Annotated in this window: 10 protein-coding genes and 2 tRNA genes; 10 read left to right on the top strand and 2 right to left on the bottom strand. The window is 64.3% G+C overall.

From position 1 onward, the window contains the following. Window positions 1-37: 37 nt before the first annotated feature. Both CR917_RS22425 and CR917_RS22420 read right to left on the bottom strand, forming a co-directional pair. Window positions 38-124, bottom strand: a tRNA-Leu gene (locus CR917_RS22425). Window positions 125-207: 83 nt separating this feature from the next. Next, a tRNA-Leu gene (locus CR917_RS22420) sits at window positions 208-294 on the bottom strand. A gap of 264 nt (window positions 295-558) precedes the next feature. Here CR917_RS22420 and rnr point away from each other — a divergent pair. The 10 genes from rnr to CR917_RS22370 all read left to right on the top strand — a co-directional run bounded on the left by rnr (window position 559) and on the right by CR917_RS22370 (window position 13,758). Next, a complete protein-coding gene (rnr, locus tag CR917_RS22415; RefSeq protein ID WP_104572990.1) occupies window positions 559-3,198 on the top strand; it encodes a ribonuclease R in 2,640 nt (879 codons plus the stop codon). Then, complete coding sequence (gene rlmB, locus CR917_RS22410; protein ID WP_043863525.1) at window positions 3,195-3,947, top strand: 23S rRNA (guanosine(2251)-2'-O)-methyltransferase RlmB; 753 nt, start codon at window positions 3,195-3,197, stop codon at window positions 3,945-3,947. Before rnr ends, rlmB begins: the two co-directional genes overlap by 4 nt. 264 nt (window positions 3,948-4,211) lie before the next feature. Next, window positions 4,212-4,637 (top strand): 30S ribosomal protein S6, encoded by a 426-nt coding sequence (gene rpsF, locus CR917_RS22405; protein WP_043863524.1) that lies wholly within the window; start codon window positions 4,212-4,214, stop codon window positions 4,635-4,637. Between the two features lie 28 nt (window positions 4,638-4,665). After that, entirely contained in the window at window positions 4,666-4,896 is a 231-nt protein-coding gene (gene rpsR, locus CR917_RS22400; RefSeq protein ID WP_003171373.1) for a 30S ribosomal protein S18, read from the top strand. A gap of 36 nt (window positions 4,897-4,932) precedes the next feature. Next, window positions 4,933-5,823, top strand: coding sequence for a hypothetical protein (locus CR917_RS22395; protein WP_043863523.1), 891 nt, complete (start codon window positions 4,933-4,935; stop codon window positions 5,821-5,823). A gap of 21 nt (window positions 5,824-5,844) precedes the next feature. Beyond that, window positions 5,845-6,291 carry a 50S ribosomal protein L9 gene (rplI, locus tag CR917_RS22390; RefSeq protein ID WP_043863522.1) on the top strand — a complete coding sequence of 149 codons (447 nt, stop codon included), beginning with the start codon at window positions 5,845-5,847 and terminating at the stop codon, window positions 6,289-6,291. 110 nt (window positions 6,292-6,401) lie between these two features. After that, window positions 6,402-7,799 carry a replicative DNA helicase gene (gene dnaB / locus CR917_RS22385; RefSeq protein WP_043863521.1) on the top strand — a complete coding sequence of 466 codons (1,398 nt, stop codon included), beginning with the start codon at window positions 6,402-6,404 and terminating at the stop codon, window positions 7,797-7,799. 101 nt (window positions 7,800-7,900) lie between these two features. After that, a complete protein-coding gene (locus CR917_RS22380; RefSeq protein ID WP_043863520.1) occupies window positions 7,901-10,204 on the top strand; it encodes a YgiQ family radical SAM protein in 2,304 nt (767 codons plus the stop codon). A 180-nt stretch (window positions 10,205-10,384) separates the two neighbouring features. Continuing rightward, window positions 10,385-12,856 carry a circularly permuted type 2 ATP-grasp protein gene (locus tag CR917_RS22375; RefSeq protein WP_058541586.1) on the top strand — a complete coding sequence of 824 codons (2,472 nt, stop codon included), beginning with the start codon at window positions 10,385-10,387 and terminating at the stop codon, window positions 12,854-12,856. After that, window positions 12,856-13,758 (top strand): transglutaminase family protein, encoded by a 903-nt coding sequence (locus CR917_RS22370; RefSeq protein ID WP_104572989.1) that lies wholly within the window; start codon window positions 12,856-12,858, stop codon window positions 13,756-13,758. Before CR917_RS22375 ends, CR917_RS22370 begins: the two co-directional genes overlap by 1 nt. The last annotated feature ends 138 nt before the right edge of the window (window positions 13,759-13,896 follow it).

Raw genomic sequence — 13,896 nt, 5'->3', positions numbered from 1 at the left:
CATAAAAAAACCCGCTTTCGCGGGTTTCTCTAGAATATGGTGCCCAGAAGAAGACTCGAACTTCCACGACCGTAAGGTCACCAGCACCTGAAGCTGGCGTGTCTACCAATTTCACCATCTGGGCAAAGTTGAAGCATTGAAACATGAAACGGTGTAGCGTGTGTTGCGTAAATTCCAGACAGGCAAGCTAATCTGAAACTTGAAAATTGGTGCCCAGAAGAAGACTCGAACTTCCACGACCGTAAGGTCACCAGCACCTGAAGCTGGCGTGTCTACCAATTTCACCATCTGGGCATATCGTCGAGGCTTCATGATGCTTCACATCGCGCCGCTTCTCAACTATAACGACGCTGTCCGTCGTTGTGGTGCGCACTATACGGATGCCCTCGAAGGCTGTAAAGCCCCGTTCAGAAAAAATCTCAAAAATTTCAAGTCGTTGTTCCTTGGGCTGTTTTGGCATCACTCAAGGGCCCTGACGGGGCTGTCAAAGCCTCGGATTTCCGGTTTCAATACGGCTATGCCAAACTAACCCTATATAGACAAGGTGAACCCCTACTAATGGCCGATTGGCAGACCCTCGATCCCGAGGCCGCTCGTGAAGCGGAAAAATACGAAAACCCCATTCCTAGCCGTGAGCTGATCCTCCAGCGCCTTGACGAGCGCGGCTCTCCCGCCGCCCGCGAGCAACTGGTGGAAGAGTTCGGCCTGCAGACCGAGGACCAGATCGAGGCCTTGCGTCGCCGCCTGCGCGCCATGGAGCGCGACGGCCAGCTGATCTACACCCGGCGCGGCACCTATGCCCCGGTAGACAAGCTGGACCTGATCCTGGGTCGCATCTCGGGCCACCGCGACGGTTTCGGTTTTCTCGTCCCCGACGATGGCAGCGACGACCTGTTCCTGAGCCCGGCGCAGATGCGCCTGGTGTTCGATGGCGACCGAGCGCTGGCGCGCGTGTCCGGGCTTGACCGGCGCGGCCGGCGTGAAGGCGTGGTGGTCGAAGTGATCTCCCGTGCCCACGAAAGCATCGTGGGGCGCTACTTCGAGGAAGGCGGGGTGGGCTTCGTGACCCCCGACAACCCCAAGGTCCAGCAGGAAGTGCTGGTAACCCCGGGCCGCAATGCCGGCGCCAAGGTCGGCCAGTTCGTCGAGGTGAAGATCACCCACTGGCCGACCCAGCGCTTCCAGCCGCAGGGCGATATCGTCGAAGTGATCGGCAACTACATGGCGCCGGGCATGGAAATCGACGTGGCGCTGCGCAGCTACGACATTCCCCATGTATGGCCCGAGGCGGTCATCAAGGAAGCGCGCAAGCTCAAGCCTGAAGTCGAAGAGAAGGACAAGGAACACCGCATCGACCTGCGTCACCTGCCGTTCGTCACCATCGACGGCGAAGACGCACGGGACTTCGACGATGCCGTGTACTGCGAAAGCCTGGGCAAGCTGCGCCTGTTCTCCGGTGGCTGGCGCCTGTTCGTGGCGATTGCCGACGTGTCCAGCTACGTGCGCCTGGGCTCTGCCCTGGACAACGAAGCCCAGGTGCGCGGCAACTCGGTGTACTTCCCCGAGAGGGTGATCCCGATGCTGCCCGAGGAACTTTCCAACGGCCTGTGCTCGCTGAACCCGAACGTCGACCGGCTGGCGATGGTCTGTGAAATGACCATCAACAAGTCCGGCCAGATGGTCGATTACCAGTTCTACGAAGCGGTCATCCACTCCCACGCGCGCCTGACCTACAACAAGGTCAGCAGCATGCTCGAACATGCCCGTACCCGTGAAGGCAAGGCGCTGCGCGAGCAGTACAGCCACGTGGTGCCGGACCTCAAGCAGCTGTATGCGCTGTACAAGGTGTTGCTGGCGGCCCGTCACACCCGTGGCGCGATCGACTTCGAAACCCAGGAAACCCGCATCATCTTCGGTGCCGAGCGCAAGATCGCGGAAATTCGCCCGACCGTGCGCAACGATGCGCACAAGTTGATCGAAGAATGCATGCTCGCGGCCAACGTGGCGACGGCCGAGTTCCTCAAGAAGCACGAGATCCCTGCGTTGTACCGCGTGCACGACGGTCCGCCGCCGGAGCGCCTGGAAAAACTGCGCGCCTTCCTCGGCGAGCTGGGGCTTTCGCTGCACAAGGGCAAGGATGGTCCGTCGCCCAAGGACTACCAGGCGCTGCTGTCGCAGATCGCCGGTCGCCCTGACTTCCACCTGATCCAGACCGTGATGCTGCGCTCGCTGAGCCAGGCGGTGTACAGCGCCGACAACAACGGCCACTTCGGCCTGAACTACGAGGCGTACACCCACTTCACCTCGCCGATCCGGCGTTACCCCGACCTGCTGACCCACCGTGCCATCCGCAGCGTGATCCGTTCGCGCCAGGAAACCCCGCACGTCAAGCGGGCCGGCGCGATGAGCATTCCCAAGGCGCGCATCTACCCGTACGACGAGGCGGCCCTGGAGCAGCTGGGCGAGCAGTGCTCGATGAGCGAGCGACGCGCCGACGAAGCCACCCGCGACGTGACCAACTGGCTCAAGTGCGAGTACATGAAGGATCGCGTGGGCGAAAGCTTCCCGGGTGTGATCACCGCGGTGACCGGTTTCGGCCTGTTCATCGAACTGACCGACATCTACGTCGAAGGCATGGTGCACGTCAGTGCCTTGCCGGGTGACTACTACCACTTCGACCCGGTACACCACCGCCTGGCGGGCGAGCGCACCGGTCGCAGCTTCCGCCTGGGCGACACGGTCGAAGTGCGCGTGATGCGCGTGGACCTCGAACAGCGCAAGATCGATTTCGAGATGGCCGAAAACACCCTGAATGCGCCGATCGGTCGCAAGCAGCGTGGTGCCGAGCCTGCCGCCAAGGGCAAGACGGGCGCTGCCCCGCCCAAGTCCAATGGTGCCGCCAAGCCCTACAGCGCGCCGGCCAAGGCCGCCAAGGTCGAAGCGGCGCCGGCCGAGCCGCCGCGCCGCAGCCGCAAGAACGAAACCTCCGAAGCCTATTTCCCGGCCGATGCCGCAGCCAAGAACGCCGAAGTGCGCAAGAGCCGGGAAATGAAGAAGGCGTTGCTGTCCGATGCCAAGAACGCCGTGGGCAAGCCTGCGGCCAAGGGCTCGAAGACGTCTTCGGAGAAACCGAGCAAGCACCGCAAGGGGCCGCCAAAAGCCGGTTCCGCTTCACGTAAACCCAAGGGCAAGTCATGAGTCAGCTGGAAAAGATCTACGGTGTGCATGCGGTGGAGGCCCTGTTGCGCCACCACCCCAAGCGGGTCAAGCAGATCTGGCTGGCCGACAGCCGCAGTGAACCGCGGGTGCAGGCCCTGCTGGAGCTGGCCGCACAGAACCGAGTGACGGTCGGCCAGGCTGAACGCCGCGAGATGGACGCCTGGGTCGAGGGCGTGCACCAGGGCGTGGTCGCCGAGGTCAGCCCGAGCCAGGTGTGGGGCGAGGCGATGCTCGAAGAGCTGCTGGACCGCACCGAAGGCGCGCCGCTGATTCTGGTGCTGGACGGTGTGACCGACCCGCACAACCTGGGCGCCTGCCTGCGCACCGCCGATGCGGCCGGTGCGCTGGCGGTGGTGGTGCCCAAGGACAAGTCGGCGACCCTGACCCCGGCGGTACGCAAGGTGGCGTGTGGCGCTGCCGAGGTGATTCCGCTGGTGGCCGTGACCAACCTGGCGCGTACTCTGGAGAAGCTCCAGCAGCGCGGCCTGTGGGTGGTGGGCACGGCGGGGGAGGCCGAACAGGAACTGTATCAGCAGGACCTGACCGGCCCGACCATCCTGATCATGGGCGCCGAGGGCAAGGGCATGCGCCGCCTGACCCGCGAGCACTGCGATTTTCTGGTGAAGCTGCCGATGGCCGGCAGCGTCAGCAGCCTGAACGTGTCGGTGGCCACGGGCGTGTGCCTGTTCGAGGCGGTGCGTCAGCGTCAGGCCAAGCGCAAGGCCTGATAAGGCGTTGCCACTTTCGCGGGTCAAGCCCGCTCCCACAGGGCTTTCGGTGGCCTGTGTGGGGGCGGGCCTGGCCCGCGATGCTTTCAAGGCTGTTCAAATAATCACCAATTGCCTTGCGTGCGCCCCGGCGCTTCTCTACAATTGCGCCCCTTGCCCCGCTGGCAGGCGCGCATGCGCCCACCGCACAAGGCAAGACAAACAGTGTCATTCACTCCTTGTCTGACCACCCTGGTGGCAGACTACAACCCGTAAGGAGCATTCATGCGTCATTACGAAATCATCTTTCTGGTCCACCCTGACCAGAGCGAGCAAGTCGGCGGCATGGTTGAGCGTTACACCAAGCTGATCGAAGAAGACGGCGGCAAGATCCACCGTCTGGAAGACTGGGGCCGTCGTCAACTGGCCTACGCAATCAACAATGTTCACAAGGCTCACTACGTGATGCTGAACGTTGAGTGCACCGGCAAGGCCCTGGCCGAGCTGGAAGACAACTTCCGCTACAACGATGCCGTGATCCGTAACCTGGTCATCCGTCGCGACGAAGCCGTTACCGGCCAGTCCGAGATGCTCAAGGCTGAAGAAAACCGCAGTGAGCGCCGTGAGCGTCGCGACCGTCCTGAGCACGCTGACAACGCCGAAGGCGATGACAGCGACAACAGCGACAACAGCGATAACGCTGACGAGTAATCCACGGACCTTTTGAGGAGCCTATTACATGGCACGTTTCTTCCGTCGTCGTAAATTCTGCCGCTTCACTGCTGAAGAAGTGAAAGAGATCGATTACAAAGATCTCAACACCCTGAAAGCTTATGTATCCGAAACCGGCAAGATCGTTCCAAGCCGTATCACCGGTACCAAAGCTCGTTATCAGCGTCAGCTGGCTACCGCTATCAAGCGCGCCCGCTTCCTGGCCCTGCTGGCCTACACCGACAGCCACGGCCGCTGAGACCGGGTCGTCGACAGGTAGCAAGGGATAAAGTGCATGCGAGCGTTAGCTGATTTCATCATGCGCGGTCGCGTGCAGGCCACTCTGGTAGTGGTCGGTTGTGCGGCATTGCCGCTGTTGTTCTGGTTGAGTGCCGCCGCCGGGAGCCTGGTGTTCCTGCGGCGCGGTTTCAAGGACGCCTCCGGGATCCTCGCCTGGGCATTGCTGCCCGCGCTGGTCTGGTGGTTCTTCGGTGAACCGCGCACCTTGATGGTGTTGCTGGGAACCTTCGGTCTGGCTGCGTTGCTACGCGCCGGACAGTCCTGGAGCCGGGTGCTGTTGTTCAGCATCGCCTGGGGCCTGGTGTATGGCGTCATCCTGGGTTCGGTGTTCCGCGAACCGATCGAAGCGCTGGCGCAGGTGCTTGAAAAAGCCCTGCCGCAGATGCTCGACGGTCTCTACCAGCAGTTGACGGTAGAAGAGCGGGCCCGCCTGGGGAGCGTGATCGCACCGGTGCTTACCGGCCTGATTGCGGCATTGCTGCAGGCAGTCAGTCTGCTGGCCCTGATGTTGGGTCGCTACTGGCAAGCCGCGTTGTACAACCCGGGAGGCTTTGGCAGCGAGTTTCGCGCCATACGGCTCCCGCTGGTACCGGCGCTGTTGCTGCTGGTGTGCATGCTGATAGCGCCGAATTTCGGCAGCGAACTGGCGATGTTGACACCGTTGTGCAGCGTACCGCTGGTGTTCGCCGGGCTGGCTCTGATTCACGGGCTGGTCGCGCAGAAGCGCCTGGCCAGGTTCTGGCTGGTGGGGATGTACGTGACGCTGGTGCTGTTCATGCAGCTGATTTATCCGTTGCTCGTGGTTCTGGCCATTGTCGACAGCCTGATTGATTTTCGCGGTCGTTCTGCATCGAAAGATGCCGGTGACGCGAACGGTGAAGGTTAAAAGTTAAGAGGTTTATACCTAATGGAACTGATCCTGCTGGAAAAAGTCGCCAACCTGGGCAACCTGGGCGACAAGGTAAATGTTAAGGCCGGTTACGGTCGTAACTTCCTGCTGCCATTCGGCAAGGCTACCGCTGCGACCGCTGCCAACCTGGCTGCGTTCGAAGAGCGTCGCGCCGAGCTGGAAAAACTGGCTGCTGACAAGAAAGCTTCGGCTGAAACCCGCGCTGCCCAACTGGCCGAGCTGGAAGTGACCATCACTGCCACCGCCGGTGACGAAGGCAAGCTGTTCGGTTCGATCGGCACCCACGACATCGCTGACGCCCTGACCGCCTCCGGCGTTGAAGTGGCCAAGTCTGAAGTGCGTCTGCCGAACGGCACCATCCGCAACGTTGGCGAATTCGACGTAGCCGTGCACCTGCACAGCGACGTAGAAGCCACCGTTCGCGTGGTTGTCGTCGCAGCCTAAGCTGGACCAATCGACTGGCACCCTGGGTGCCAGCCGGTTAACATCGGGCACGATCCTGCATTGCAGGTCGTGCCCTTTGTCTTTTTCAACACCCTGATTCCCAAGTGGCCATGAACGAGATAACCGCCCCCGAGCAATATGATCTGCAAACCGCTGCCCTGAAGGTGCCGCCGCATTCCATCGAGGCCGAACAGGCCGTACTCGGTGGCCTGATGCTGGACAACAACGCCTGGGAGCGCGTGCTCGATCAAGTCTCCGACGGCGACTTCTACCGGCATGACCATCGCCTGATCTTCCGCGCCATCTACAAGCTCGCCGACCTCAACACCCCGTTCGACGTGGTGACGCTGCACGAGCAGCTCGACAAGGAAGGCCTGAGCTCCCAGGTCGGTGGCCTGGGTTACCTGGGCGAGCTGGCCAAGAACACCCCGTCGGTGGCCAACATCAAGGCCTATGCGCAGATCATTCGCGAGCGCGCCACACTGCGCCAGCTGATCAGCATCAGCAGCGAGATCGCCGACAGCGCGTTCAACCCCCAGGGCCGCAACGCCGCCGAGATCCTCGACGAGGCCGAACGGCAGATCTTCCAGATCGCCGAAGCACGGCCCAAGACCGGTGGCCCGGTAGGGGTCAACGAACTGCTGACCAAGGCCATCGACCGCATCGACACGCTGTTCAACTCCGACAGCGCCATCACCGGTATTTCCACCGGTTACACCGACCTGGACGAGAAGACCAGCGGCCTGCAGCCGGCCGACCTGATCATCGTGGCCGGCCGTCCGTCGATGGGTAAGACCACCTTCGCCATGAACCTGGTGGAGAACGCCGTGTTGCGCAGCGACAAGGCGGTGCTGGTGTACTCCCTGGAGATGCCAGGCGAATCGCTGATCATGCGTATGCTCTCCTCGCTGGGGCGCATCGACCAGACCAAGGTGCGTTCCGGCCAGCTGGACGACGACGACTGGCCGCGCCTGACTTCGGCGGTCAACCTGCTCAATGACCGCAAGCTGTTCATCGACGACACCGCCGGCATCAGCCCGTCGGAAATGCGCGCACGTACCCGGCGCCTGGTGCGTGAGCATGGCGAGATCGCCATGATCATGATCGACTACCTGCAACTGATGCAGATCCCGGGCTCCAGCGGTGACAACCGTACCAACGAGATTTCCGAGATCTCGCGCTCGCTCAAGGCCCTGGCCAAGGAATTCAACTGCCCGGTCATCGCCCTGTCGCAGCTCAACCGCTCCCTCGAGCAGCGCCCCAACAAGCGCCCGGTGAACTCCGACTTGCGTGAATCGGGTGCGATCGAGCAGGACGCCGACGTGATCATGTTCGTGTACCGCGACGAGGTGTACCACCCCGAGACCGAGCACAAGGGCATCGCCGAGATCATCATCGGCAAGCAGCGTAACGGCCCCATCGGCTTCGTGCGCCTGGCGTTCATCGGCAAGTACACGCGCTTCGAGAACCTGGCACCGGGCAGCTACAACTTCGACGACGACGAATAAGGTACCGATGGCCAATTCCGACTTCTGACGTCGGAATTGGTCAAAATTTGTGCTATATTCCGCGCCCGCGATTTCCCTGATACCAAGAACCGGTCACTGACATGCAAGCAGCCAAACCACTTTTCGACTATCCCAAGTACTGGGCCGAATGCTTCGGGCCAGCGCCATTCCTGCCGATGAGCAGGGAGGAGATGGATCAGCTCGGCTGGGATTCCTGCGACATCATCATCGTGACCGGTGACGCCTACGTCGACCACCCGTCGTTCGGCATGGCCATCATCGGCCGGCTGCTCGAAGCCCAGGGCTTCCGGGTGGGCATCATTGCCCAGCCGAACTGGCAGAGCAAAGACGACTTCATGAAGCTGGGCGAGCCGAACCTGTTCTTCGGTGTCGCGGCCGGCAACATGGACTCGATGATCAACCGCTACACCGCCGACAAGAAGATCCGCTCGGACGACGCCTACACCCCGGGCGGCCTGGCCGGCAAGCGCCCCGACCGTGCCAGCCTGGTCTACAGCCAGCGCTGCAAGGAAGCCTACAAGCACGTGCCGATCGTGCTGGGTGGCATCGAGGCCTCGCTGCGCCGCATCGCGCACTACGACTACTGGCAGGACAAGGTGCGGCACTCGATCCTGATCGACGCCTGCGCCGACATCCTGCTGTACGGCAACGCCGAACGCGCGATCGTCGAAGTCGCCCAGCGCCTGTCCTACGGCCACAAGATCGAAGACATCACCGACATCCGCGGCACCGCCTTCGTGCGCCGCGACACCCCGCAGGGCTGGTACGAAGTGGACTCCACGCGTATCGACCGGCCGGGCAAGGTCGACAAGATCATCAACCCGTACGTGAACACCCAGGACACCCAGGCCTGCGCCATCGAGCAGGAGAAGGGCCCGGTCGAAGACCCGCAGGAAGCCAAGGTGGTGCAGATTCTGGCCAGCCCGCGCATGACCCGCGACAAGACCGTGATCCGCCTGCCGTCCTACGAGAAGGTGCGCAGCGATGCGGTGCTGTACGCCCACGCCAACCGCGTGCTGCACCTGGAAACCAACCCGGGCAACGCCCGTGCGCTGGTGCAGAAGCACGGCGAGGTGGACGTGTGGTTCAACCCGCCGCCCATCCCGATGACCACCGAAGAGATGGACTACGTGTTCGGCATGCCCTATGCGCGCGTCCCGCACCCGGCGTATGGCAAGGAGAAGATCCCGGCCTACGACATGATCCGCTTCTCGGTGAACATCATGCGTGGCTGCTTCGGTGGCTGCACCTTCTGCTCGATCACCGAGCACGAAGGCCGCATCATCCAGAACCGTTCCCACGACTCGATCATTCGCGAGATCGAAGAAATCCGCGACAAGGTGCCGGGCTTTACCGGGGTCATCTCCGACCTGGGCGGGCCGACCGCCAACATGTACCGCATTGCCTGCAAGAGCCCGGAAATCGAATCTGCGTGCCGCAAGCCGTCGTGCGTGTTCCCCGGCATCTGCCCCAACCTGAACACCGACCACTCGGCGCTGATCCAGCTGTACCGCAGTGCGCGTGACCTGCCGGGGGTGAAGAAGATCCTGATCGCCTCGGGCCTGCGCTACGACCTGGCAGTCGAGTCGCCGGAGTACGTCAAGGAGCTGGTCACCCACCACGTGGGCGGCTACCTCAAGATTGCCCCGGAGCATACCGAGGAAGGCCCGCTGAACCAGATGATGAAGCCTGGTATCGGCAGCTACGATCGCTTCAAGCGCATGTTCGAGAAGTACTCCAAGGAGGCGGGCAAGGAGCAGTACCTGATCCCGTACTTCATCGCGGCGCACCCGGGCACTACCGACGAAGACATGATGAACCTGGCCCTGTGGCTCAAGGGCAATGGCTTTCGCGCCGACCAGGTGCAGGCGTTCTACCCGTCGCCGATGGCCTCGGCCACTGCCATGTACCACTCGGGCAAGAACCCGCTGCGCAAGGTCACCTACAAGAGCGACGCGGTGACCATCGTCAAGAGCGAGGAGCAGCGCCGCCTGCACAAGGCGTTCCTGCGTTACCACGACCCCAAGGGCTGGCCGATGCTGCGCGAAGCCCTGCAGCGCATGGGGCGTGCCGACCTGATCGGGCCGGCCAAACACCAGTTGATCCCGCTGCACCAGCCGGCGACCGACAGCTATCAGAGTGCGCGGCGCAAGAACTCGACGCCGGCGGGCAGCCACAAGGTGGCCAAGGAAACCAAGATCCTGACCCAGCACACCGGCTTGCCGCCGCGTGCCAGCGACGGTGCCAAGCCGTGGGACAAGCGCGAGCAGGCCAAGGCGGCCGCCTTTGCGCGTAACCAGGAAGCGGCCAAGGCACGCAAGGACGCCGCCAAGGGTGGCAAGGGCAAGGGCAAGAAGACCCGCGAGCCGGTGTTGCCACGCTGATACGCGTCGCGGCCATCGCGGGTCAAGTCCGCTCCCACAGGTACAGTGCAGATCCATAGGCCACTGACTATCCTGTGGGAGCGGGCTTGACCCGCGATGAGGCCCGCAAGGCCACATCCATCCTTCTCCCCATCCCCGCCACACGCTACCCTGCATCACCTGCCGTCACCGAGCACGCCCATGGCTGACCCGCTGGCCTCACCAAGCCCTGCCTCCTACCACGAGATGTTCGCGGCGGATGGCAGCGTGCGCCCGCATTGGCAGCGCCTGCACCAGCACCTGCAACGCAGCGGCCCCACCCAGCTGGCCCAGCGCCAGGCCCAACTGGCGCGTCATCTGCAGGAAAACGGCGTCACCTACAACATCTACGCCGACCCCGACGGCACCGATCGCCCGTGGGAGCTGGACCTGCTGCCGCAGCTGATCCCCGCGCAGGAGTGGCAGGCGCTGGCGGCGGGCATCGCCCAGCGCGCGCACCTGCTCAACGCGGTACTGGCCGACATCTATGGCCCGCAGCGCCTGATCGGCGAAGGCCTGCTGCCGTCCGAGCTGGTGTTCGGCCACAACAATTTTCTCTGGCCGTGCCAGGGCATCACGCCGCCCGGCTCGACCTTCCTGCATGTGTACGCTGCCGACCTTGCCCGCGGCCCCGATGGGCGCTGGTGGGTCACCGCCGACCGCACCCAGGCGCCCTCCGGGGCCGGCTTCGCGCTGGAGAACCGCACGCTGGTCACGCGCACCCTGCCGGACCTGTACCGCGACCTGCACGTGCAGCACCTGGCCGGCTTCTTTCGCAACCTGCAACAGAGCCTGCTGCGCCTGGCACCCAGCGGCCAGGAACCGCCGCTGGTGGTACTGCTGACCCCGGGGCGCTTCAACGAAAGTTATTTCGAGCACCTGTTCCTCGCCCGCCAGCTGGGTTACCCACTGGTCGAAGGCAGCGACCTGACCGTGCGCGATGCCACGGTTTACCTCAAGACCCTGGGCGGGCTGCGCCGGGTACACGCGATCATGCGCCGCCTGGACGACGATTTCTGCGACCCGCTGGAACTGCGTACCGACTCGGCCCTCGGCGTGCCCGGCCTGCTCGACGCGGTACGCCAGGGCCGCGTGCTGGTGGCCAATGCGCTGGGCAGCGGGGTGCTCGAGTCTCCCGGCCTGCTCGGCTTTCTGCCGGCCATCAACCAGCACCTGTTCGGCGAGGCCCTGAGCCTGCCGTCGATCGCCACCTGGTGGTGCGGCGAGCCGCCTGCGCTGGAGCAGGCCCTGGCCAGGCTGCCGGAGCTGCTGATCAAGCCGGCGTTCCCCTCGCAGAGTTTCGCTGCGCTGTTCGGGCGCGACCTGGACGACGCGGCGCGCGATGCCTTGGCCGGGCGCATCCGTGCACGCCCGTATGCCTACGTGGCACAGGAACTGGCGCAGTTGTCCCAGGCGCCGGTATGGCAGGGCACGCTGCAGGCGCGGCCGATCGGCATGCGGGTGTATGCGGTGGCCACCGCCGATGGCTACCGGGTGCTGCCCGGCGGCTTGACCCGGGTGGCCGCCCTGGCCGATGCCGAGGTGGTGTCGATGCAGCGCGGCGGGGCCAGCAAGGACACCTGGGTACTCGGCGAGGCGGCCCCGGTCGGCGAACAGTGGCAGGCCAGCCGCACCCTTGGCGTGGCCGATCTGATCCGCCAGGACCCGTACCTGCCGTCGCGGGTCGTGGAAAACCTGTTCTGGTTCGGCCGCTATTGCGAGCGCTGCGACACCAGCGCGCGCCTGCTGCGCATCCTGCTCAGCCGCTACCTGGATGGCGAACATCCGTCCACCTGGCAGGCGGCGGTGGCCCTGGCCGAAGAGCTTGAGCTGCTGCCCCCCGAGGGCACCCTGGCCGAGCGCCTGCGCGCCGCCTTGCTCGATGCCGACTGGGCGTTCAGCCTGCGCGCCAACCTGCAGCGCCTGCAGTGGACCGCCGCCCAGGTGCGCGGCAAGCTCTCGCGGGAGAACTGGCAGGCGCTGGTGGAGTTGCAGCACGAAGCCCAGGCGCTGGGTGGGCAGACGGCGGACTTCGGCGAGCTGCTGGATTTTCTCAACCGCCTGGTGATGTCGCTGGCGGCGCTGTCCGGCTTTGCCCTGGACGACATGACCCGCGATGAAGGCTGGCGCTTTCTGATGATCGGGCGGCGCATCGAGCGCCTGCAGGGCTTGAGCCTGAGCCTGGCCAGTTTTCTGCGCGGCCCCGGCGCCTTCGACCAGGCGGGCCTGGAATGGCTGCTTGAACTGGGCAACAGCAGCATCACCTACCGCTCGCGCTACCTGGCGGTGGCGCAGTTGATCCCGGTGCTGGACCTGCTCCTGCTCGACCAGCAGAACCCCCATGCGGTGCTGTTCCAGCTCAAGCTGCTGGTGCGTGCCCTGGAGCGATCCAGCGATGAGTTCGGCAGCCCGCCAGACCCGACCCTGGCCCTGCTCGCCGAGCGCCTGTACCACTTCGACCTGGGCAGCCTGGAGCACGCGCTGTTCGGCAAGGCCAGCGTGCGCGCGGTGCTCGATGGCCTGGCCGAGTTGCTGGGCGAGATTGCCAAGGCCAGCCTGCAGGCCTCCGAGCGACTGGCGCTGCGCCACTTCGTGCATGTCGATGACATCAGCCAGCAGACGGTGTCGGCCTGATGAGCGCGCGCTACCAGGTACTGCACGACACCCATTACCGCTATGACAGCCCGGTGTCCCTGGCCCAGCAACTGGTGCATCTGTGGCCACGGGCCTGTGCCTGGCAGCAGTGCGAAGACCGGCAATTGCAGGTCGACCCGCTGCCGACCCGGCGGCGCGACGAGCTCGACGGCTTCGGCAACCCGCTGACCCGGCTGGCGCTGGAGCGCCAGCATGATCAACTGCGCGTGGTGACGCGGGTGCAGGTGAACGTGCTGTCGCGCGCCGCGCCGGTGCTGGCTGCCTCGCCGCCGTGGGAACAGGTGTGCCAGGCGCTGGCGTATTCGGGGCAGGCGCTGACTGCGGCCACGCTGGAGGCGTGCCGCTTTCGTTTCGAATCGCCGTATGTGCGGCTGAAGCAGCGTTTCGTCGTGTTTGCCGAGCCGTTTTTCGCCCCGGGCCAGCCGTTGCTGCTGTGCGTGCAGGCCCTGATGCAGCAGATTTTCAGCCAGTTCACCTTCGATGCCGGTGCCACCCAGGTGGCCACCCCGCTGGTTGAGGTGCTGCAGCGTCGCCGCGGCGTGTGCCAGGACTTCGCCCACCTGATGCTCGCGTGCCTGCGCTCGCGCGGGCTGGCGGCGCGCTATGTCAGCGGCTACCTGCTGACGCGCCCGCCGCCCGGGCAGGCCCGGCTGATCGGGGCCGATGCCTCGCATGCGTGGGTGTCGGTGTATTGCCCGGTCAACGGCTGGGTGGATTTCGACCCCACCAACAACCTGCTGCCGGCGCTGGAGCACATCACCCTGGCCTGGGGCCGGGATTTTTCCGATGTGTCACCGCTGCGTGGGGTGATTCTGGGCGGGGGCAGCCATGACCCGCAGGTGCAGGTGACGGTGTTGCCGCTGGATGAAGGCCCGGCGTGACGGCTCATCACTCCGGCCGCGCGAATTCGACGTTGCTGCCAGTGGCACCGCAGGCATAGGCAGCCAGCAGGCTGCGCATCAGACTACCAAGGGACATGTCCTGTACTCCTAATTGAGAGGTTGTCTCATCGTCCCTGA

Origin of the sequence: Pseudomonas sp. BRM28 (assembly GCF_002939405.1) — a bacterium.
Classification (GTDB): domain Bacteria; phylum Pseudomonadota; class Gammaproteobacteria; order Pseudomonadales; family Pseudomonadaceae; genus Aquipseudomonas; species Aquipseudomonas palmensis.
Note: the sequence above shows the minus strand (reverse complement) of the source record. Positions and strands in the feature narration are given on the sequence as shown.

What these genes read in the sequence shown, in the direction of transcription:
- rnr (WP_104572990.1), top strand. Translation starts at nt 559, where the DNA reads ATGGCCGATTGGCAGACCCTCGATCCCGAGGCCGCTCGTGAAGCGGAA.
- rlmB (WP_043863525.1), top strand. Translation starts at nt 3,195, where the DNA reads ATGAGTCAGCTGGAAAAGATCTACGGTGTGCATGCGGTGGAGGCCCTG.
- rpsF (WP_043863524.1), top strand. Translation starts at nt 4,212, where the DNA reads ATGCGTCATTACGAAATCATCTTTCTGGTCCACCCTGACCAGAGCGAG.
- rpsR (WP_003171373.1), top strand. Translation starts at nt 4,666, where the DNA reads ATGGCACGTTTCTTCCGTCGTCGTAAATTCTGCCGCTTCACTGCTGAA.
- CR917_RS22395 (WP_043863523.1), top strand. Translation starts at nt 4,933, where the DNA reads ATGCGAGCGTTAGCTGATTTCATCATGCGCGGTCGCGTGCAGGCCACT.
- rplI (WP_043863522.1), top strand. Translation starts at nt 5,845, where the DNA reads ATGGAACTGATCCTGCTGGAAAAAGTCGCCAACCTGGGCAACCTGGGC.
- dnaB (WP_043863521.1), top strand. Translation starts at nt 6,402, where the DNA reads ATGAACGAGATAACCGCCCCCGAGCAATATGATCTGCAAACCGCTGCC.
- CR917_RS22380 (WP_043863520.1), top strand. Translation starts at nt 7,901, where the DNA reads ATGCAAGCAGCCAAACCACTTTTCGACTATCCCAAGTACTGGGCCGAA.
- CR917_RS22375 (WP_058541586.1), top strand. Translation starts at nt 10,385, where the DNA reads ATGGCTGACCCGCTGGCCTCACCAAGCCCTGCCTCCTACCACGAGATG.
- CR917_RS22370 (WP_104572989.1), top strand. Translation starts at nt 12,856, where the DNA reads ATGAGCGCGCGCTACCAGGTACTGCACGACACCCATTACCGCTATGAC.